We start from the raw sequence: 19,443 nt of genomic DNA, 5'->3' as shown, positions 1-19,443 counted from the left end.
GGGAACGTATGGCATTTGCAATGAGAGTGAATTTCGTAGACGTGGTCTGCGGCAATTCGTTAAAAAACGATAGAGTGAACGGGAAAAAAAGTGGTTTTTCCTTTGATATCAGACTGAGCTATTACAGAGGACATTTCCTCTCCGATATCGATGAATTCGGGGTTAAGGTGGATGGAGCGGCATACAGGCAGGAGGACGTGTACTTCTGCATCATTGGGAAAGAACTGAACTCTTTGGAGCTCGGGGAGGCATATACCGAATTCTGGAATATCCTGGAGCCTGCCCATATCAAAGTGATTCTTCCGGGCGGCCTTTCAGCAGGCCCCCACAAGGTGGAGGTAAAACTAATGCTTCGCGTGCCGTATCTTCCGCTCCCGGGGGCGGACCATGACCACGCCTATATGCCGTTAAACTCCTGCGGCGAAAAAGTGCTGGAGATCAGAGAGGGGGAAAACATCAATGGCTGATATAAAACTGGGACTTACCCTTTATTGCTTTACTCCGGAATACGCGAAAGGAGTGCTGGACCTTGAGGGCATAATCCGGACTGCCGCGGAGATGGGATATACGGGATATGAGATCGTAGCGACGCAGATGTGTCCCGATTATCCCTATGTGAGCGACCGTTTTTTGGGAGAGCTTACAGCGATGAACAGGTATTACGGGATGGAGATCGTAAGCTATGCCGCCAACATGGACAGAGGCTTAAGGCACGACCGGAATCTTACAGAGGATGAGATGCTCGCAAGGGCAATTGTAGATTTAAAGTCGGCCAACAAGCTGGGAGCCACGGTGATGCGGGAGCAGTATCTCTGCGGGCCCAATGTGCTGAAGCGCCTGGCGCCCTATGCAGAGCTGTATAACGTTAAGGTGGGCATTGAAATTCATAATCCGGAGTATCCGACCTCGCCTTATATGCAGGAGTATCTGCGGGTTATCCAGGAGTCAAAGAGCAGCTATATAGGATTTATTCCGGACTTCGGCTGCTTTGCTGTAAAGCCGAATAAGCCGAATTGGGATGCGGCTCTTCGAAACGGGGCAAGGCTTTCCATGCTTGATTTGGCGGCGAAGCTGCGGTTTGATGAGGTACCCATGGAGGAGGCGCAGAAAAAAATGGCTGCCGCCGGTGCGAATGGTGCGGAAATGGGGGCCTTCAGCGGTATGTACGGTTTTGTTACTTTTTACAGCAAGCCGGATACTCAGGGATTAAAAAAGATCATGCCCTACTGTGTGGAAATGCATGGGAAATTCCACTATATATACGAGGACCTGCATGAACACAGCATACCCTATGAGGATATTCTTCCTGTGATTGCGGCTTCGGATTTTGACGGATACATTATGACAGAGTACGAGGATCACGATCCGGTATCCGGAGATACCTTTACGCAGATGGCGAGACACATTGCAATGGAAAAGAAAATATTAGGTTTGAGAGAGGGAGTCAGAAGATGAGCGATATCATTAATCTTGGAATTATTGGACATGGATTCATGGGGCATGAGCATGAGGCGATGCTGTCCGATTTTGAAGGAATCAGAGTGACGGCCGTCTGTGACACGGCCGCAGACCAGCTGGAAGATGTAAAGGTGGGAATCCTCCGGTACGGCACGCCGGAAGAACTGCTGGCCAACCCTGATATCCAGGTAGTAATCATTGCGGTCAATAACAACCAGCATAGAAAGCTGGTAGAACTGGCTGCCAGGGCGGGTAAGGATATTATCTGCGAAAAGCCGGTGGCCATGAGCGTGAAAGAGCTTGATGAGATGGTAAAAATCGTGGATGAATGCGGTGTGAAATTCACCGTGCACCAGCAGCGAAGATATGACCCGGACTACCGCACTATAAAGGAGATCTACGACCGGAAGAGCCTGGGGGACGTCTATACGATTAAGAACCAGCTTTACGGATTTAACGGAAATATGCATGACTGGCATGTATACGTATCAGAGGGCGGCGGGATGCTGTTTGACTGGGGCGTGCACCTGATTGACCAGGTCATGTGGATGATGCCGGAGGCAAAAATCAATTCGGTGTTTGCAGATGTCAGAAATGTTATCAATTTTGAGGTTGACGATTATTTTAATATCATGCTGAAGTTCGACAACGGCGTAACGGCAAACATTGAGCTTGGAACCTACTATTTAAAGGATGCGCCATCCAACTGGTTCGAGCGCCATTGGTTTATGGGCGGAAATGAGGGAACGGCGTATGTGGACGGATTTCATCCGGAAGGCAGGATCGTGCGCACGGAGGAGCTGCTTCACAACGTATCCGGGAACCGGACGATGACCGCTGCCGGACCCACCAGATCCTTTGGAAATCCAAGAGAAGGGCTGATTGTTACGGAACCGCTTCCGACGGTCAATACCAGTCACAGAAATTATTTTGAAAACTATGTCAGAGCCTATCATGGCCAGGAAGAGTTTCTCGTAAAGATTCCGGAGGTGCGCAGAGTGCTTGCGGTTATGAAAGCCATTTGGGAGTCCGCAAAGACAGGGAATGCAGTTGCATTTGAAAAATAGGAAAGAGAAGGAGCAATTAATCATGAGCAGAATCAAGACGTGTGTCAGCTTGTACAGCTTACAGAATGAATACATGACAAAGAACATGAGTCTGGAAGATATCTTCCGTTTCATGCAGGAAAATTCCGTGGATGGGGTGGAGATTTTGCCGGACCAGATGATGCACGGCACACCGCATCCATCTGAGGAGACGCTTGCAGAATGGGACAGACTTTGCAGGGGCTACGGGATAAAACCGGTGATTGCGGATGTGTTTTTAAACACAAACCTCTATGATAACCGGACACTGACCAAAAAAGAGTGTGTCAGTCTTTTGATTGAAGAAATAAAGCTGGCACACCGGCTTGGCATGAACATGATCCGTCTGGTATCCATGACGCCGGCTTTTGTGCTGGAACCGCTGCTTCCGTACTGTGAGAAATATGATATGAAGATGGCGCTGGAAATCCACGCGGGGCTCAGCTTTGACAAGCAGAAGACCAAAGACTATATTGCCGAGATGAAGCGCCTGCATTCTCCGTATATCGGTCTGGTGATCGATACCGGAATCTTCTGTAAGAGAGAACCCAGAGTGATGGAGAACTACTGCAGAGCGCTTGGAACCGGGGAGGAGCCGATCGCCGTGGTTCAGAAGCTGTACGAACAGGGCGGGGACGGCAGGTCGATCTATGGCGAAGACGGGGCGTTTATTCCGGCGCTTGCAGCTGTCTTAAAATCCGGAGCAGATCATATGTATGCACATTTTGCGGATGGCTATGAGAATGAACCGCTTTCGGTGCTGGATGACCTGATGCCATACATTTTCCATATTCATTTCAAGCTGTTCGAAATGACAGAAAACGGTGAATATTCAGTGGATTATCAGGAGATCCTTAAGTACCTTCATGATCATGACTATGACGGCTATGTGGCGACGGAGTATGAGGGCAACCGCTGGACGATTCCGGGGCAGCCGATGGCGGAGAAGGAACAGGTCATTGCACATCAGAAATATATCAGGGATTGTCTGAAAGAAATTCAGGGATAGGAGGAACGGGAAATGTTTGATAACAATGTATTTACGGAAGGAACCTGCAAAAACTTTGAAGAGGCGGGAAATACCATAGGTTATGAGCTGCAGACCCACATTACCTATTACAGAGGCATTCCTCTTTCTATGGTAAATGATATTCAAGTTGCGGTCGACGGCGCGGCGGCGGCCCGGGAGGATATCCGCTGCAGCGTGGACGGAGGCGAGTACTGGTTCACACTGGATGAGATGAAGACGGTGGTGGAACATAAATGGGAGTATGGAGAACCGATGACTGTCCGCGTGATGCGTGCTGGCGGACTCTCCAGAGGCACTCATGAGGTAGCGCTCACCGTGATTGTACGCACCGCTTATATTCCGGTTCCGCTGGAAGGTAATAAGACCCGGACTGTGATGATTGCATAGGAGGAGAAATATGAAAAAGAGACCAGTTACATTAGCATCCGGGCAGTTCGGAGACATGAGTCTGGAGGAACTCTGCCAGATGTGCCGGAGAATCGGGTATGAAGGAATCGAACTCGCAGCCCATGCACATTTTGATGTGGGAAAGGCGTTGGAGGAGCCGGGTTACGTTCCTTGGGTAAAGGAAACGCTGGAAAAATACGGGTTAAAGTGCTACGCGATATCAGCCCATCTTACAGGACAGTGTGTGGGGGATGTGTGGGATCCCCGCCTGGATCATTTTGCGCCATCGGAAATTTCAGGACAGCCGGAAAAAATCAGAGCGTGGGCTATAGCGGAGATGAAACGCACCGTGAAGGCGGCCTCGATGATGGGGGTAAAAGTGATAACCGGGTTTACGGGATCCCCTATATGGGCCTGGTGGTATTCTTATCCGCAGACGACCCGGGAGATGATCGATGACGGCTATCAGCTGATCTATGATCTGTGGACACCGATCTTTGATGTGTTCGATGAATACGGCATTCAATTTGCGCTGGAGGTACATCCGACGGAGATCGCATACGATTACTATTCCACGGAGGCGCTGCTTAAGAAGTTTAATTACAGGCCAACCCTCGGTATCAACTTTGATCCGAGCCATCTCGTGTGGCAGGGAGTGAATGAACTGACTTTTGTAAGAGATTTTGCAGACCGGATCTATCACGTGCATGCAAAAGACGTCAAGATTAACCGCAATGAAAAGGCGGGGATTCTCGGTTCCCACATAGAGTTCGGTGATACCAGACGCGGCTGGAATTTCGTGTCGGTGGGTCAGGGCGACGTGGACTTCGACGGAATCATCCGGGAACTGAATCAGGCGGGATATGAGGGCCCGATTTCGGTAGAATGGGAAGATTCCGGTATGGAAAGGGAGTTCGGCGCTGCTTTAGCATACCGGTATATCGATCAGATGAATTTCCAGCCATCGGAGGTCGCGTTTGACGCGGCGTTGAAAAATGACTGATGGAGATGTGAGGAGATTCCGATGAATAACCATCTATTTGGCATTGATATTGGCGGAACTACAGTAAAATGCGGTTTATTCGGACTTGGCGGCAGCTTGGTGGACAAATGGGAGATCATGACAGATACCCGGGAAAGCTTTAATGTTTCAATCATTATATGATCAAAATAAAAAGATAGCATAGGTTCAGAAATGACACTAAATATCGCTCAAACCGATGTCTGATGGCTTGAGCCGTATTTAGTGTCATTTTTTGTGCAGGGAGAATAGAAAAATGCCTAAGACAAGATTTCAAACAGTAGTATTTACATTGGTTACAGCGTGGCTGATGGTCTATGGAATGACGCTTTACAATACGGTGCTTGGAACCGGAGAATTCACAAATTCAACATTTCTGCATGCCCTGACGGGGATGTGGGTGGAGTTTGTTATCATTTTCCTCTGCGCCTGTTTTATAGCGGGAAATGTAGCGAAATATCTTGCATTTCGAGTGGTACAGCCAGGTGACCGGCCGATATTTATTATATTTGCAATTCAGATTTTCACGGTCATTGCGCAGGTCTTTTTTGCCCGTATTATGGCAACGATCAAGATACACGGTTTTACAAATCTGTTTTTGCCGCAATTCATGACTGCCTATTGCAAAAATTTTATAATGGCGCTGCCCTTGCAGCTGATCATAGCCGGACCGCTTGCAAGGCTATTATTCAGAAGCATCTTCTTGAGAAAAGAGAAGGGGAGCAGCCAGGGAATATCCGTCTCCGGCAACCGCGGTTACGAATAAGAAGGATTTTATAATCAGTACGGTCATATTTTTGCTTGCAGTGATTCTGGTGTACCCCATGCGGGAAGGGGATCACTTAAGAAAAAATGCTCTGGCCAAAAGGGGTTACAGCCAGAGCATTTTTATGTTATACTGGAAGCACAAAATTTATTACAGAAAGGAATGAGGTTGTTCTATTGAAAAATTACCTGCTGAAATTGAGAGAGAAACTGACGGAAGCGCTTAATTCCGTACTCCCGATCATCGGAATCGTTATGATTCTGTGCTTTACGATCGCTCCCATTTCCTCCAGTATTTTACTGTGCTTTCTGATGGGCGCGGCCATGATCGTCGTAGGCACCATGTTCTTCACGCTCGGGGCGGAGATCAGTATGACTCCCATGGGCGAAAGACTGGGTACGGCCATTACGAGGAGTAAAAAACTGAGTATCATCGTTGTACTGGGATTCGTACTGGGATTCATCATCACGATTTCGGAACCGGATCTTCAGGTGCTGGCGGAACAGGTGCCGTCCATACCGAACCGGACTCTGATCCTGTCGGTCGCGCTGGGCGTCGGTGTCTTTCTCGTCATTGCACTTCTGCGTATGCTGTTTAGCATTGCGCTGCCTCACATGCTGATTGTATTTTACATTCTGGCATTTGTTCTTACACTGTTTGTTCCGCAGAGCTTTTTGGCAGTGGCCTTCGATTCCGGCGGCGTGACGACGGGTCCCATGACGGTTCCGTTTATCATGGCTTTTGGTATCGGTATTTCCGCCATACGTAATGACCGGCATGCGTCGGACGACAGCTTTGGCCTGGTGGCACTCTGCTCCATAGGCCCGATTCTTGCAGTACTTATCCTCGGGATGATTTACAGGCCCAATGAAAGCGCCTACATTCCGCCGGTCCTTCCGGAGATCAGCAATTCCGTAGAACTATGGGAGCTGTTCCGCGTCGGACTTCCTACCTATATTAGAGAAATTGCCGTATCGCTTTTTCCCATAATCCTGTTTTTCGGTATTTTCCAGATCGCAGTTCTCAAACTTTCAAAGAGAAATTTAAGAAAAATCATTGTCGGCCTCGTCTATACATACATAGGCCTCGTGCTGTTTCTGACAGGCGCCAATGTGGGCTTTATGCCGGCTGGTAATTACCTTGGACAGGTGATCGCCTCCCTGGATTACAACTGGATTATTGTTCTGATCGGCATGCTGATCGGATTCTTTATCGTCAAGGCGGAACCGGCTGTTTACGTATTGAACAAACAGGTGGAAGAGATCACGGACGGCGCCATTCCGGCCAGAGCGATGAGTATCAGCCTTTCCATCGGCGTGGCCGTATCCATCGGAATTGCCATGCTGCGGGTTCTGACGGGAATCTCCATCCTGTGGTTCATCATCCCGGGATATGCGATTGCGCTGGGGCTTTCCTTCTTTGTACCGAAGATATTTACGGCCATCGCCTTTGACTCCGGCGGGGTGGCCTCCGGTCCGATGACCGCCACATTTCTGCTGCCGTTTGCGCAGGGAGCCTGTACCTCGGTGGGCGGAAACATTGTCACTGACGCCTTCGGCGTGGTCGCCATGGTTGCCATGACTCCGCTGATCACTATACAGATTCTGGGCATGATCTATCAGATGCAGCAGAGATCCGCACCGAAAGACCAGACATTTTCCGAGCCGGCACTGGACTTCGACCAGCTTGACGATGATGCGATCATCGAACTTTAATGGCAGCATAGCTGCAATATAGCAGCACAGATAAGATTCCGAAAGAAAGGACTGCAGTATGAGCGAACTGTATTTAATGGTTACAATCACGGAAAGAACCGCGGTAAAAAAGTTTCATACTCTGTACGGCCATCACGGGGCGGATGTCGCCTTTATAACCGTGGGCAACGGGACCGCGGTCAGCGATACCCTGGACTATTTGGGGCTGGAGGAGACGGAGAAGGCTGTCATGCTGTCTGTGGTGACGGGCTCCGTATGGAAAGAAATAAAATCAGATCTACAGAAGCATTTGAAAATTGACGTTCCCGGCACGGGCATAGCCTTTATTATTCCGCTCAGCAGCATAGGCGGCAAGAAGCCCCTGCTGTTCCTGACGGAGAATCAGAATTTTGAAAAAGGGGAGGAAAGCTCATTGAAAGACACGAAATATGAACTCCTGATTGTGATTGCCAACCAGGGATATACCAACATGGTTATGGACGCCGCCCGGGAGGTGGAGGAAGTCGGAGGAACCGTGATCCACGCCAGAGGCACGGGCTTAGAGCGTGCGGAGAAGTATCTCGGAGTCTCCCTCGTGGCGGAAAAGGAGATGGTGTTCATCGTCGTAAAGAGCGGCATGAAGAACCTTGTCATGAAAAACATCATGGAAAAAGCCGGCCCGGCAAGTAAGGCACGGGCCGTAGCGTTCTCGCTTCCCGTGACGAGTACGGCGGGCATGCGCCTCATGGAAGAGGCAGAGGACGATAACGATTAGGCAGGAGAGCGAAAGACCATGGAACCATACTATTACAGCCAGATGAACAAGACAGAGCAGAGCGCATATCACGCCATGAAAACCGGTCTGACGGCGCTCGCTCCGTCCTTTGCGGTTCCGCGGCTGGAAAACCGGGAACTGGCGGATATCTTTTTCAAGCTCCGCCTGGACTGTCCCGAACTGTTTTACGGTACCGGATTCCACTACCGTTTTTACCAGAATTCCGGCAGCGTGGAGATGATACCGGAATACTTATTTGACAAGGGAAAGGTGAAAGAACATCAGAAGGCGATGAGCGCCAGAACGGCCAAGCTGGTACGCCTGGCCGAATCCATGACAGAGTGGGAGAAGGAACGGTATATTCATGATTTTATCTGTACCAGCGTCCGCTACGACAAGCTGAAGAAGCCGTATTCCCACGAGATCATCGGCCCCCTGGGCCAGGGCGTGGGCGTCTGCGAGGGGATCGCCAAGACGGTGAAGATTCTCTGCGACGCCCTGGGGATCTGGTGCATGATAGCTATATCCGAAGCCAATCCGGAAAAGGGCATCAAATACCGCCACGCCTGGAATATCGTGAAAATCGGCGGCCGGTATTACCATCTGGATGCCACCTTTGACAACAGCCTGGGCCGTGGAGAGACCATCCGCTACGACTACTTTAACCTGGGGGATAAGCAGCTGTTCCGAGACCACGAGCCGGTGCTCTATCAGGCGCCGCTATGCGGCGACGGAGACTATTTCTATTACAGGGAAAAGAAGCTTTCCTTCACAAAGACGGAGGATGTGGCCAAACGCGCCGCACAGGCAGTCAAAAAAGGAAAGCCGCTTATTTTCCACTGGAGAGGCGGTTATCTGACACGGGACACGGTGACGGAACTCTTAACTCTGATGGAGGAGGCCGCAAAGCAAAAGGGGAAACACGTCCGGGCGGGACTCAACTGGCCCCAGGCGGTCTTTTTCGCTGAATTCACCGAGGTATTGCCGGCAGAAGAACTGCTGGTGGAGACTGCGAATGAAGGGGAAGTACTCTAATAATAAGAATTCGGCGAAGACGCAAAGCTGTCCACCACCAGCTCCAGAAGATCGCCGCGGTTGATGCTTTCCGAGTATTCGAACGGTATGCCGCGCTGGTACGTCGTTCTGTTAAAGATCAGGAGAGGGGCTCCCGGGTTGACGTTCAGCAGCCGAGACTCCATGAAGCCGGCGATTCCGGCGGAGATGATGTCCTTGCCGTTTTCAAAATTGATATCATATGTTTCCTTCAGAAACCGGTATAAAAAGTAGATTTCCCCGTTGTGCTGCTCCAGGCCGGGCGCGATCTCCGGCAGCACGTAGCTGACCACATAGGCGAAAATCGTATCGTTCACCATCTTGACGCGCTGGAGACGGTACACGTCGCTGCCGTTCTCGATGTTTAAGGCCCTGGCCACTTTCAGTTCGGCCGGAATCATGTCGATCACGGCGCCCTGGGCGCTGACGGAACAGTCGCCTTCCAGACGGAACTGCGTGGTCACGGAGGCCTGGTTTTTTACGCTGAGAAACTTATAGGGGGTGATGGATTTTGCCGCCTGTAGTACCTTTGTGCCTCTCCCCTGATGAACTTCCACGATATGCTCGTCCCTGAGCAGGTTGACGGCGTTCCGTATGGTGGTCCGGCTTACGCCGTAGATCTCCATCAGTTCATTTTCCGGAGGAAGAAAGGAATCCGTCGGATATTTTGACGACAAGATATCTGCCTTGATCGCATTGTAAACCGATACATATTTTGGTGCGTTTTTATCCAAGATCATTGCCTCCTGTCTGTGGTTTTTACCGAACAAAAAAGCTGTCCATCAGGCCATTATAAAAGACGTACCAGGGAAAGTCAATAGATTACGGGAATAAAAGGTATGTTCTAAATACCTTTGCAGCGTTTTCAAGGGGTGAATTTCAGGCGCGCTCTAAGAAAGCTGATCTGCGCCTGTCCATTCAAACGGTCCCTCCATGGTCACCGCGATTCGATAGACGTCCGGCCGGAAGCTGGACTCGGAATACTCCATAATCCCGCCTTCCCAGTAGGCGGTCCGCTGAAACGTAAGGAGCGGAGAGCCGGGAGCGACTCCCAGCAGACGCGATTCCAGAAAACCGGAACCGGACGAGGATATCGTTTCCTCCACCTTCGTAACAGTGAGTCCGTAGTTTTCCTGCAGACAGCGGTACAGGATGAAGAATTTCCCGCTGTGCTGCTCCAGGCCCGGGGTCAGAGGGCACGGCACATAGCTGGTGACGTAGGCAAACACCATATCATTTAAGCTTTTCATACGCTGAATCCTGTAGACTTCGGAGCCGATGGCTACGGAGAGGACCCCGGCGATCTTTATTTCCGCAGGTACCACATCGACGAGGGCTTCCTGAGTGATGATCTCCCCCTCCACCAGCGGAGCTCCCCGAAAATCGGTTATGTGATTAAAATTTCTGAATTCCTGGAAGGGATAAGGCCGCGACCATTTCTTGGGACTGATCACCTCAGTACCCTTTCCCTGCACGGATTTTACCAGCCCATCCTCCTGAAGGAGGGCAATCGCTCTTCTTATCGTAGTGCGGCTCGCCGAATACAGCTGTGTGAGCTCGCCCTCCGTGGGAAGAAGACTGCCTGCACCATAGTTTTCGGAAGCAATCCTTTCTTTTATATCACTGTAAATTTCCATATATCTTAATTTGTTCTTAGTCTGTATCATCAAACAATACCTCCATAAAATAAAACATGATGAATTACATGGAAATAAAAGATATGATTTTAATACCTTTCACAATCCTATACATATCACAAAATAAATACAAATACAAGAAATAAGAGGAGAAAACCGTGACAAAATCGAGGAAATAGCAAATTACATAAAAATAAACCGGTATAATTGTGAAAAAATACCATTGAAAAATGGTGTCAATATGGTAATCTTGTGTAAGATGAATTAGATATGAATTTGTATTTGAAATGTATCTTAAACATCGGAGAAGCCAAACACAGGCGGTCACAATCGTGATCAGAACAAGGAGGAAGGTATATGAAGCTGAAAAAAGTATTGGCAGCGGCTATGGCGGTGACCATGCTGGGCAGTCTGACAGCATGCGGAGGCAGTGGGGGAAGCGGTGAAGCAGCGGCGGCAAAGGCCCCGGCGGGGAAGGAAGCTTCCGCAGATGGATCGAAAACCGTCAACATTGCAATGACAACTACAATGGGGGACTTAGACCCGTTTGCACCGCCCACACAGGGACGCAATTTCCTGCGGTATGCAGTCTATGACAATATCGCCATATTTAAAGATTTCGGAACCAGCTGGGATCAGATGCAGTGGGTTTTGGCAAAGAACATCGAGCAGAAGGATGATGTGACCTTCGAGATCGAGCTTTACGACTACATACACGATGCGCTGGGGAATCCGATTCATGCGAGCGATGTGGTGTTCTGTTTAAACAGCATTTCCGAATCAGGCAACTTCACGAGGTTTACAAACTACATGGAATCGGCCTCTGTGATCGACGACAATCATCTGGAGGTCAAGCTGAAGACAACTACTGTTGGCGCCTTTGAATATATGCTGGCCCAGTGCTGTATCGTGAGCCAGAAGACGTACGAGGAACATAAAGATCAGTTTTCCACGAAGCCGATCACCTCAGGAGCCTACCAGGTGACAGAATGTGTCTCCGGTTCCTATTACGTGCTGGAGAAAAATCCGGATTACTGGCAGACGGATAAGGGCTTAAGGAGCTATGCAGCCAATGCGTATGACCAGGGCGTGGACAAGCTTGTTTACAATATTGTTACAGAGGCCAGCCAGGCGACCATCGCCCTCCAGATGGGGGAGAATGACATCGTTACCGTCTGCAACAACGCGGAGATCGGCTACTTCATGAACCAGGACGGCACGCCGGCCGAGGGCTACAGTGTAAATAAGGTCTTATCCTCGGCCCCCATGCTCCTCGCGTTCAATATGGATGAAGGCCAGATGTTCGACGGCAACCTGGCGCTGCGCCAGGCCATCTGCTACGCCATCAACCAGGAAGATATCATCGCCGGCGGTCTAAGAGGAAACGGCGAGGCGATCAAGGATTTAGGCGATAAGCTCTGCGGCGATTACAACCCGGAATGGAACGAGGAGGATTACTATGATTTCGATCTGGACAAGGCGAAAGCCATGCTTGAGGAGGCGGGATATCCGGGAGGAATCGATCCGGCGACGGGAGCGCCCCTTCATATCCGCCTTCTGATCGACCAGCAGTACAAGGACACCGCGGTGGTGATCCAGAGCCAGCTAATCGCAGCAGGGCTGGACGCAGAGATCAACGCCTATGACAACTCTCTGCTGGCAACGTATCAGTACGACCCGGCCCAGTGGGATTTATACGTATTTATTCAGGGAACCGAGTGCTACGTAACGAGTATTTACGACGGAATCTTTGACGCGGGCGCGGATGGGAAAGCTCCGAAGTGCTTCGTAAAGGATGAAACACTGCAGGGGCTGGTGGAAGCGGCCCATGAAATCAGCACGCACGGCGGCGAGACGGTAGAAGCGCTCCATGATTACGTCCGTGACAACGCATACGCATACGGACTCTATCAGTCCTATACCTTCTCCGTAGGACGCGACACCATCGGTCTCGTCAATCACCCGTGGGGACAGCTGGTAGGACCGGCGTGCGACTATACGAATTTTAAGTGAGGTCTATTCTATGGGTAAATATATTGCAAAAAGAATTCTGTGGCTGATTCCGGTTATTGTGGGCGTGACCTTTCTGATCTTCACGATTATGTTCTTCATTCCCGGCGATCCGGTGGCCATCATGCTTGGGTCCAGTGCAACACAGGCGGAGATCGAACAGGCGAGGGAGATGCTGGGCTTAAACGGCTCGTATCTCCACCGGTTCTGGAATTACGCCAGCGGAGTATTTTTACGCTTTGACCTGGGAACGTCCTTTCAGTACGGAACCAGCGTGACAGCCGATATGCTGACGCGCTTTCCCAGGACATTTACGCTGGCCGTGGCCAGTATGCTGATTTCCATCTGTGTGGGGGTGCCGCTTGGGGTTATCGCGGCAACCCACCAGAATACGGTTTCCGACCGTGCTTCCATGATCATCGCCATGTTTGGCGTATCCATGCCATCCTTCTGGCTGGCGATTCTGCTGGTACTTTTATTTTCCATGAAGCTGGGGCTGCTCCCCTCTTATGGAATCGGAGGACTGAAATTCTATATCCTTCCGGCCATCGCCAACTCCTTCGGCGGAATCGCAGGATTCGCCAGACAGACGCGGTCCAGCGTGCTGGAGTGCATCCGGGCGGATTATGTAACGACGGCGAGGGCCAAGGGAGTAAGTGAGAAAAAGGTCCTTATGGGGCATATTCTTCCGAACTCCATGATTCCCATTATCACCTACGCAGGCACACAGTTCTCCGGACTTTTAGGAGGTGCTATCGTCATTGAAAACGTATTTACAATTCCCGGAATCGGCACCTATATGGTGCAGGCAATCAATTACCGCGATTACGGGGCGGTACAGGGATCTGTCATCTTCTCGGCGATCACCTTCAGTGTGGTCATGCTGATCGTGGATGTCATCTACGCCTATGTCGACCCCAGAATCAAAGCCCAGTATGAGAATAAGCAGAGGAGTACAAAGAATGGGAAAAATAAAGAGTGAATCCATGTTTTCGATCTTTTTGAGAAGAATGGTAAAGCGGAAAGAAGCCATGTTCGGCCTGTCCATTCTGATTATCCTGGCGGTCCTGGCTATCCTGGCCCCCTATATCTGCCGCTATAATTATGCGGAAATGAATCTGCAGAATGCCTTTGCCCCGCCTTCGAGGGATCACTGGCTGGGAACGGATTCCATGGGCAGAGACATGCTTTCGAGAATCTTATACGGCGGACGCTTCTCCCTTTCGGTCGGTATCGTCTCCGTGGCCATCTCGGGAACCGGCGGCCTGATCCTGGGCTCCATTGCCGGGTTCTTCGGAGGAAAGGTGGATAACTTAATCATGCGTTTCCTGGACATATTCCACTCCATTCCCCAGGTGCTCATGGCCATCTGCGTGTCCTCCGTTCTGGGAGCCGGATTCTTTAAGACGGTTCTGGCGGTGGGAATCGCGGGAATCCCCAACTTTGCCCGGACGATCCGCGCGAATATCTTAGCCATCCGCGGACTGGAATACATAGAGGCGGCGGAGTCCATCAACTGCAGAAATGCGAGAATCATCTTCCGGCACGTCATCCCCAATGCGATCACGCCGTTCATCGTCCACTGCACCCTGGCGATCGCCGGCGGCCTGATCGTCTCGGCGACCTTAAGCTATATCGGCCTTGGCGTTCAGCCGCCGCTTCCGGAGTGGGGGGCCATGCTGTCCGATGCCAGATCCTACGTGCGGCAGTACCCGTATCTGATGATCTGTCCCGGCGTATTTATTATGATTGTCGTCATGTCGTTTAACCTGATCGGGGACGCGGTCCGTGATGCGCTTGATCCGAAGCTGAATAAGTAACTCATAACAAAGAGGTGTTTATATGAAAAATGAAAAGATCGAAACAGATTCCTTCCTGTCGGTAAAGGATCTGGTCGTGGAATATACGATGGAGGGAGAAGTCGTACATGCGGTGAGCAGTGTCTCCTTTCATCTGGAAAGGGGGAAGACGCTGGCGCTGGTCGGAGAGACGGGAGCCGGCAAGACTTCCATCGCAAAGGCAATCCTGCGCGTTCTTCCCGATCCGCCTGCCAGAGTGCCGTCCGGAAGCGTGTATTTAGAGGGTGTGGATTTGCTGCAGCTGAAAGAGGACGAGATGCGGAAGGTCAGGGGAAATAGGATATCCATGATCTTTCAGGATCCGATGACAGCGCTTAACCCGGTCAAACGGGTGGGAGAGCAGATCGCCGAGGGAATCCGTCAGCATCAGAAGATAAGCCGGGCGGAAGCCTTAAACCGAGCCTGCGACATGCTGAACATGGTAGGTATCTCGGATGACCGCGTAAACGATTACCCACATCAGTTTTCAGGCGGAATGAAGCAGCGGGTGGTCATAGCCATGGCGCTGGCCTGCAGCCCCGACCTGCTGCTGGCGGACGAGCCGACCACGGCTCTGGATGTGACGATTCAGGCCCAGGTGCTGGAGATGATCAAGGCGCTGAGAGACAAGATGAATACGGCCATGATCATGATCACCCACGACCTGGGAGTCGTCGCTGACGTGGCGGACGACGTAGCGGTGGTCTATGCGGGGGAGATCATAGAGTACGGATCGAAGGAAGCCGTTTACGACAACCCTTCCCATCCCTATACGCAGGGGCTTTTTGGCGCACTGCCGGATTTGAGCAAGGAGGTCCGCAGGCTGAATCCCATCGAGGGCCTGCCGCCGGATCCCGTCCATCTGCCCGAAGGCTGTTCGTTTCACCCAAGATGCCCCCATGCCACGGAAGAATGCAGAAAACACGCGGTTCCCCTGCGGGAAATGGAACCGGGCCACTTGACGCGCTGTTTAAAAGCCGGTGCAGTTCAGAAAAAGGAGGATTGACATGGAAGCATTGATAGAAGCACGAAATTTAAAAAAACATTTTGATTCTCCAAAAGGAAAAGTACACGCGGTGGATGATGTATCCTTCAAAATCATGCCGGGCCGTACCATGGGCGTGGTCGGCGAGTCCGGCTGCGGCAAATCCACTCTGGGGCGGACGATGATCCATCTTCTGCAGAGCACGGAGGGCTCGATTTACTTCGAGGGAAAAGACGTGACAAAGGTGAAGGATAAGGAGCTGATGCGGCTCAGAGAGAAAATGCAGATCATTTTCCAGGATCCGTACGCCTCCTTAAACCCGCGTATGACAGTAAAATCCATTATCCAGGAACCGCTGATCCTGTCGAAACGTTTCTCAGACAGAGGCTCCTTAGAGGCGGAGACCGTCCGGCTCATGGATCTGGTGGGAATCGAAGAGCGCCTCAGAAATGCATATCCCCATGAATTGGACGGCGGACGCCGCCAGCGCGTGGGAATCGGCCGGGCGCTGGCCCTAAATCCGAAGTTTGTGGTATGCGACGAGCCGGTATCCGCCCTGGATGTGTCCATTCAGGCGCAGATTCTGAATCTGCTCATGGATTTACAGGATGAATACCATCTGACCTACATGTTTATCACCCACGACTTGTCGGTCGTACGCCATATTTCCCATGATATCTGCGTCATGTATTTAGGTCAGCTGGTGGAGACGGCACCCTCGAAAGAGCTGTTTGAAAAGCAGCTGCACCCATATTCCAAGGCGCTGCTCTCCGCGATCCCATCGGTGGATATCCATGCGAAAAGAGAGCGGATTATCTTAAAAGGGGAGATTACCTCCCCGGTCAATCCAAAACCAGGCTGCAGATTCGCCTCCCGCTGCCCCTACGTGTGCGGCAAATGCCACGAGCCGCAGCATCTGGAGGAACTGCTGCCAAACCATTTCGTTTCCTGCTGCCGCGCCGGAGAAATCAATGGTCTTTAACGTTACCGGCAGAAGGGACGGTAACCTTTTCAGATCAGTATCAGCAGAACAATAGCAGCAGAACAATAGCAGCAGAACAATAGCAGCAGAACAGGAGACTTGAAATGAGCAGTAGTATAGCACTGAAAACAGGTAAAACAGAAGAAAAGGTCCCTGATAAAATATGGAACGCCTCCTTTATCAGCGTATTTATCGCCAATATGCTGATGTTCATGGGGCAGCAGATGATGAATACCCTGGTGGCGAAGTACGCCAACCATCTGGGAGCCGCGCCCATCATCGTGGGTCTGGTGACCAGCGCGTTTGCTTACACGGCGCTGATCTTCAAGATCTTTGCAGCGCCTGCCATTGATACGTTCAACAAACGGTATATTCTGGTATGCGCCATGCTGGTCATGGCGGCGTCCTATGCCGGATACAGCTTTTCCGGGTCCATCCCGGTGCTTCTGGCCAGCAGGCTGCTTCAGGGGGCCGGGCAGGCGTTCTCGGCCACATGTTGTCTGGCGCTGGCCACGGACACGCTGCCTCCGGACCGTCTGGGAACCGGTATATCCTATTTTTCCCTGGCCCAGGTGATCTGCCAGTCCATAGGGCCAACCATCGGTTTGTCGCTGTCCAGAACGATCGGCTACCATTACACATTTATGATCGGCGCGGTTACCATGTGCCTGGCGGCGGTGGCGGCCAGCCGGATCCGCAACAAGCACGTCAAAGCAGTAAAACGGTACAGTATTTCCCTGGACAGCATTATCGCCAAGGAAGCCATACTCCCGGCCGTGCTGATGTTTTTGCTCTGCATGGTTTATTACAACATCACAACCTTCCTCGTCATTTACGCGGAGGAAAGGGGATGCGGCGTGAACATCGGGTACTTCTTCACTGTCTATGCTGTGACCCTCCTGGTGACCAGGCCGGTGATCGGCAGATTCGGCGATAAACACGGTCTTGTAAAGATATTTATTCCCGCCATGTTCTTCTTTGCGCTGGCATTTTTACTGATCAGCTTTGCAACCAACATCTGGATGTTTTTGCTGGCGGCCTTTGTCTCGGCGTTCGGATACGGCGCCTGCCAGCCGTCGGTACAGACGCTGTGCATGAAATGTGTACCAAAGGAAAAGCGGGGAGCCGGCAGCTCCACCAACTACATCGGCCAGGATCTCGGAAACCTGGTGGGACCGCTGATTGCGGGATCTCTTGCAGGCCGTTTCGGCTATGCGGCCATGTGGAGAATCATGATCATCCCGGTAGCATTGGCACTGCTTATCGTGCTCGTGTTCCGAAACAGTATTCATTCAGCCGGTCAGGCGAAAGAGGAGGCAGTTTGATGAATCGAAAAGATTACTGGTCTCAGGAGACGAATCCGGAGACAGGGGAGAAGTTTGCCAGAGTGCTGGAATATTTCCATACCGCCCATAACGGCAGCGCAGATATCGACAGCATGATTGACAGTCCATACGGGGAAGAATGCGCCAGACGGATGCAGCTCCGTTTTAAATACGAACACGACGCCATGGGAGAGGCCGCAATGGAGTATTACAGGGCCTGCGGCCTGAAGAAAGAGATGTACGACGGTGATGATTACTACGCCCGCTGGGTGATCCTGACACCTCTGGAAATGGAGACAGAGGAAGGCAGAAAGAAGAAATATCCGATTGTCTTCTATAACCACGGCGGCGGCAATTCCATTGAGTGTGAGGAATTTTCCCTTGGCTTTGCCGAGCTGGCGGGGAGAGATAAATTCATGGTGGCCTATTTGCAGAATACCAACTGGGAGAATTTTGAACGCGTGCTGGATTTCATCGGCGAGAAATACCCCCTGGACCGGGAGCGCGTCTATCTCTGCGGCTATTCCCAGGGCGGTTACCAGGTTACCTCCACCTATTTCCGGATTCCGCAGAAGCTGACGGCTGTGGGACCCTGCGGCAATGATATCTACAGGGAATACGATAATTTCAACGTCCACTACACACCGGAGGAAATACAGAACTTAAAGGACGCCCTGGTACCCCTCATGCAGGTGGTAGGCGTGTGCGAGGCCTCCAGCTTCGTTCCGGTCAATGACTGGAAGCCGAGAAAGGACTGGGGGAGAGAATGCAGTGGGGAAACGTATCTGGATGACCGCCGCGACGACTCGAAGGACCCGACCCGGATCCACGGCGGCCGCCGCAGATTCAGCGACATGCCGGTTCCGCCTGAGGGCGAGGACAAGCACGAATGGATGATCCGCCGGCTGAACATGCGCATGGATACCCTGAACTGCGAACCAAGAGACGCCGGAACGTGCATCTCCTATCTAAATACGCCGGAGGACGAACTCCACCACGTCCTGGGATTCTACGGAGATAAAGAGGAGATTGCCTGGCACTATGGCTATAAATACTATACACTGAATATCTGGAACCGGGATAACTTAAACGCGTTCCGCTATGTTGCAGTGGAAAACAATCCCCACTGGCCGCCGGTTCTCATGGCGGAGCTGCTGTGGGACTTCTTCAGACAGTTCCGGAGAGACAGTGGGACGGGGAGGATTGTGGAGGAGGAGTATTGCTATAATCGGGATTAAAAGATTTATGAGAGAGGCCCGGAAGTCAGAAACAGATGCATTTTAAGGTCTGATACTGGCTTTTCAGGCACCTCTTTTTTTATTTTCTTCTATTAAAAGACCGGTAAGAAGAGTGGAAGCTTATAAAAAGATCACAGCTAGGCAGAAAAATCTTTTGAT

At 51.2% G+C, this 19,443-nt stretch carries 20 protein-coding genes; 18 read left to right on the top strand and 2 right to left on the bottom strand.

Annotated elements, in window-relative coordinates; genetic code table 11:
* Positions 1–8 precede the first annotated feature (8 nt).
* The 11 genes from H8S80_RS28855 to H8S80_RS28805 all read left to right on the top strand — a co-directional run bounded on the left by H8S80_RS28855 (position 9) and on the right by H8S80_RS28805 (position 9,251).
* Complete coding sequence (locus tag H8S80_RS28855; protein WP_117633133.1) at positions 9–467, top strand: C-glycoside deglycosidase beta subunit domain-containing protein; 459 nt, start codon at positions 9–11, stop codon at positions 465–467.
* Entirely contained in the window at positions 460–1,455 is a 996-nt protein-coding gene (locus H8S80_RS28850) for a sugar phosphate isomerase/epimerase family protein (RefSeq protein ID WP_117633132.1), read from the top strand. Before H8S80_RS28855 ends, H8S80_RS28850 begins: the two co-directional genes overlap by 8 nt.
* The gene (locus H8S80_RS28845) at positions 1,452–2,525 is read left to right on the top strand and encodes a Gfo/Idh/MocA family protein (RefSeq protein ID WP_117633131.1); all 1,074 of its coding nucleotides are present in this window, start codon (positions 1,452–1,454) and stop codon (positions 2,523–2,525) included. The genes H8S80_RS28850 and H8S80_RS28845 overlap by 4 nt, the downstream gene beginning before the upstream one ends.
* A gap of 22 nt (positions 2,526–2,547) precedes the next feature.
* On the top strand, positions 2,548–3,552 hold the full coding sequence (locus H8S80_RS28840; RefSeq protein WP_117633130.1) for a sugar phosphate isomerase/epimerase family protein: 1,005 nt from the start codon (positions 2,548–2,550) through the stop codon (positions 3,550–3,552).
* A 12-nt stretch (positions 3,553–3,564) separates the two neighbouring features.
* Positions 3,565–3,960, top strand: coding sequence for a C-glycoside deglycosidase beta subunit domain-containing protein (locus tag H8S80_RS28835; RefSeq protein ID WP_117633129.1), 396 nt, complete (start codon positions 3,565–3,567; stop codon positions 3,958–3,960).
* A 10-nt stretch (positions 3,961–3,970) separates the two neighbouring features.
* Positions 3,971–4,963, top strand: a complete 993-nt coding sequence (locus tag H8S80_RS28830; RefSeq protein ID WP_025529466.1) for a sugar phosphate isomerase/epimerase family protein — start codon at positions 3,971–3,973, stop codon at positions 4,961–4,963.
* 21 nt (positions 4,964–4,984) lie between these two features.
* Positions 4,985–5,125 (top strand): hypothetical protein, encoded by a 141-nt coding sequence (locus H8S80_RS28825; protein WP_181988028.1) that lies wholly within the window; start codon positions 4,985–4,987, stop codon positions 5,123–5,125.
* 112 nt (positions 5,126–5,237) lie between these two features.
* Entirely contained in the window at positions 5,238–5,747 is a 510-nt protein-coding gene (locus H8S80_RS28820) for a DUF2798 domain-containing protein (RefSeq protein WP_117633128.1), read from the top strand.
* A gap of 176 nt (positions 5,748–5,923) precedes the next feature.
* Positions 5,924–7,462, top strand: a complete 1,539-nt coding sequence (locus tag H8S80_RS28815) for a DUF1538 domain-containing protein (protein ID WP_117633127.1) — start codon at positions 5,924–5,926, stop codon at positions 7,460–7,462.
* Positions 7,463–7,520: 58 nt separating this feature from the next.
* Positions 7,521–8,216, top strand: a complete 696-nt coding sequence (locus H8S80_RS28810) for a P-II family nitrogen regulator (protein WP_055658661.1) — start codon at positions 7,521–7,523, stop codon at positions 8,214–8,216.
* 18 nt (positions 8,217–8,234) lie between these two features.
* Positions 8,235–9,251: a transglutaminase domain-containing protein gene (locus tag H8S80_RS28805; RefSeq protein WP_117633126.1), complete on the top strand. Its 1,017-nt coding sequence runs from the start codon at positions 8,235–8,237 to the stop codon at positions 9,249–9,251.
* Here the strand turns inward: H8S80_RS28805 and H8S80_RS28800 are convergent.
* Positions 9,248–10,003, bottom strand: coding sequence for a GntR family transcriptional regulator (locus H8S80_RS28800; RefSeq protein ID WP_167437534.1), 756 nt, complete (start codon positions 10,001–10,003; stop codon positions 9,248–9,250). The two genes, H8S80_RS28805 and H8S80_RS28800, sit on opposite strands and share 4 nt — an antisense overlap.
* Before the next feature lie 156 nt (positions 10,004–10,159).
* Positions 10,160–10,936, bottom strand: a complete 777-nt coding sequence (locus H8S80_RS28795) for a GntR family transcriptional regulator (RefSeq protein WP_117633125.1) — start codon at positions 10,934–10,936, stop codon at positions 10,160–10,162.
* 327 nt (positions 10,937–11,263) lie between these two features.
* On the opposite strand from H8S80_RS28795, the gene H8S80_RS28790 reads away from it, so the two are divergent.
* The 7 genes from H8S80_RS28790 (at position 11,264) to H8S80_RS28760 (ending at position 19,284) form a co-directional block, all read left to right on the top strand.
* On the top strand, positions 11,264–12,919 hold the full coding sequence (locus tag H8S80_RS28790) for an ABC transporter substrate-binding protein (RefSeq protein ID WP_117633124.1): 1,656 nt from the start codon (positions 11,264–11,266) through the stop codon (positions 12,917–12,919).
* A gap of 10 nt (positions 12,920–12,929) precedes the next feature.
* Positions 12,930–13,898: an ABC transporter permease gene (locus tag H8S80_RS28785; RefSeq protein ID WP_117633123.1), complete on the top strand. Its 969-nt coding sequence runs from the start codon at positions 12,930–12,932 to the stop codon at positions 13,896–13,898.
* A complete protein-coding gene (locus tag H8S80_RS28780) occupies positions 13,879–14,736 on the top strand; it encodes an ABC transporter permease (RefSeq protein ID WP_110322204.1) in 858 nt (285 codons plus the stop codon). The genes H8S80_RS28785 and H8S80_RS28780 overlap by 20 nt, the downstream gene beginning before the upstream one ends.
* 22 nt (positions 14,737–14,758) lie before the next feature.
* Positions 14,759–15,760, top strand: coding sequence for an ABC transporter ATP-binding protein (locus H8S80_RS28775; protein ID WP_117633122.1), 1,002 nt, complete (start codon positions 14,759–14,761; stop codon positions 15,758–15,760).
* 1 nt (position 15,761) lies between these two features.
* The gene (locus H8S80_RS28770) at positions 15,762–16,721 is read left to right on the top strand and encodes an ABC transporter ATP-binding protein (protein WP_117633121.1); all 960 of its coding nucleotides are present in this window, start codon (positions 15,762–15,764) and stop codon (positions 16,719–16,721) included.
* Between the two features lie 104 nt (positions 16,722–16,825).
* The gene (locus tag H8S80_RS28765) at positions 16,826–18,046 is read left to right on the top strand and encodes an MFS transporter (protein ID WP_117633120.1); all 1,221 of its coding nucleotides are present in this window, start codon (positions 16,826–16,828) and stop codon (positions 18,044–18,046) included.
* The gene (locus H8S80_RS28760; RefSeq protein ID WP_117633119.1) at positions 18,046–19,284 is read left to right on the top strand and encodes an alpha/beta hydrolase family protein; all 1,239 of its coding nucleotides are present in this window, start codon (positions 18,046–18,048) and stop codon (positions 19,282–19,284) included. Before H8S80_RS28765 ends, H8S80_RS28760 begins: the two co-directional genes overlap by 1 nt.
* The last annotated feature ends 159 nt before the right edge of the window (positions 19,285–19,443 follow it).

The organism is Hungatella sp. L36 (genome assembly GCF_014288035.1).
The sequence above is the reverse complement of the archived record's forward strand: the minus strand, read 5'-3'. Positions and strand labels throughout refer to the sequence as shown.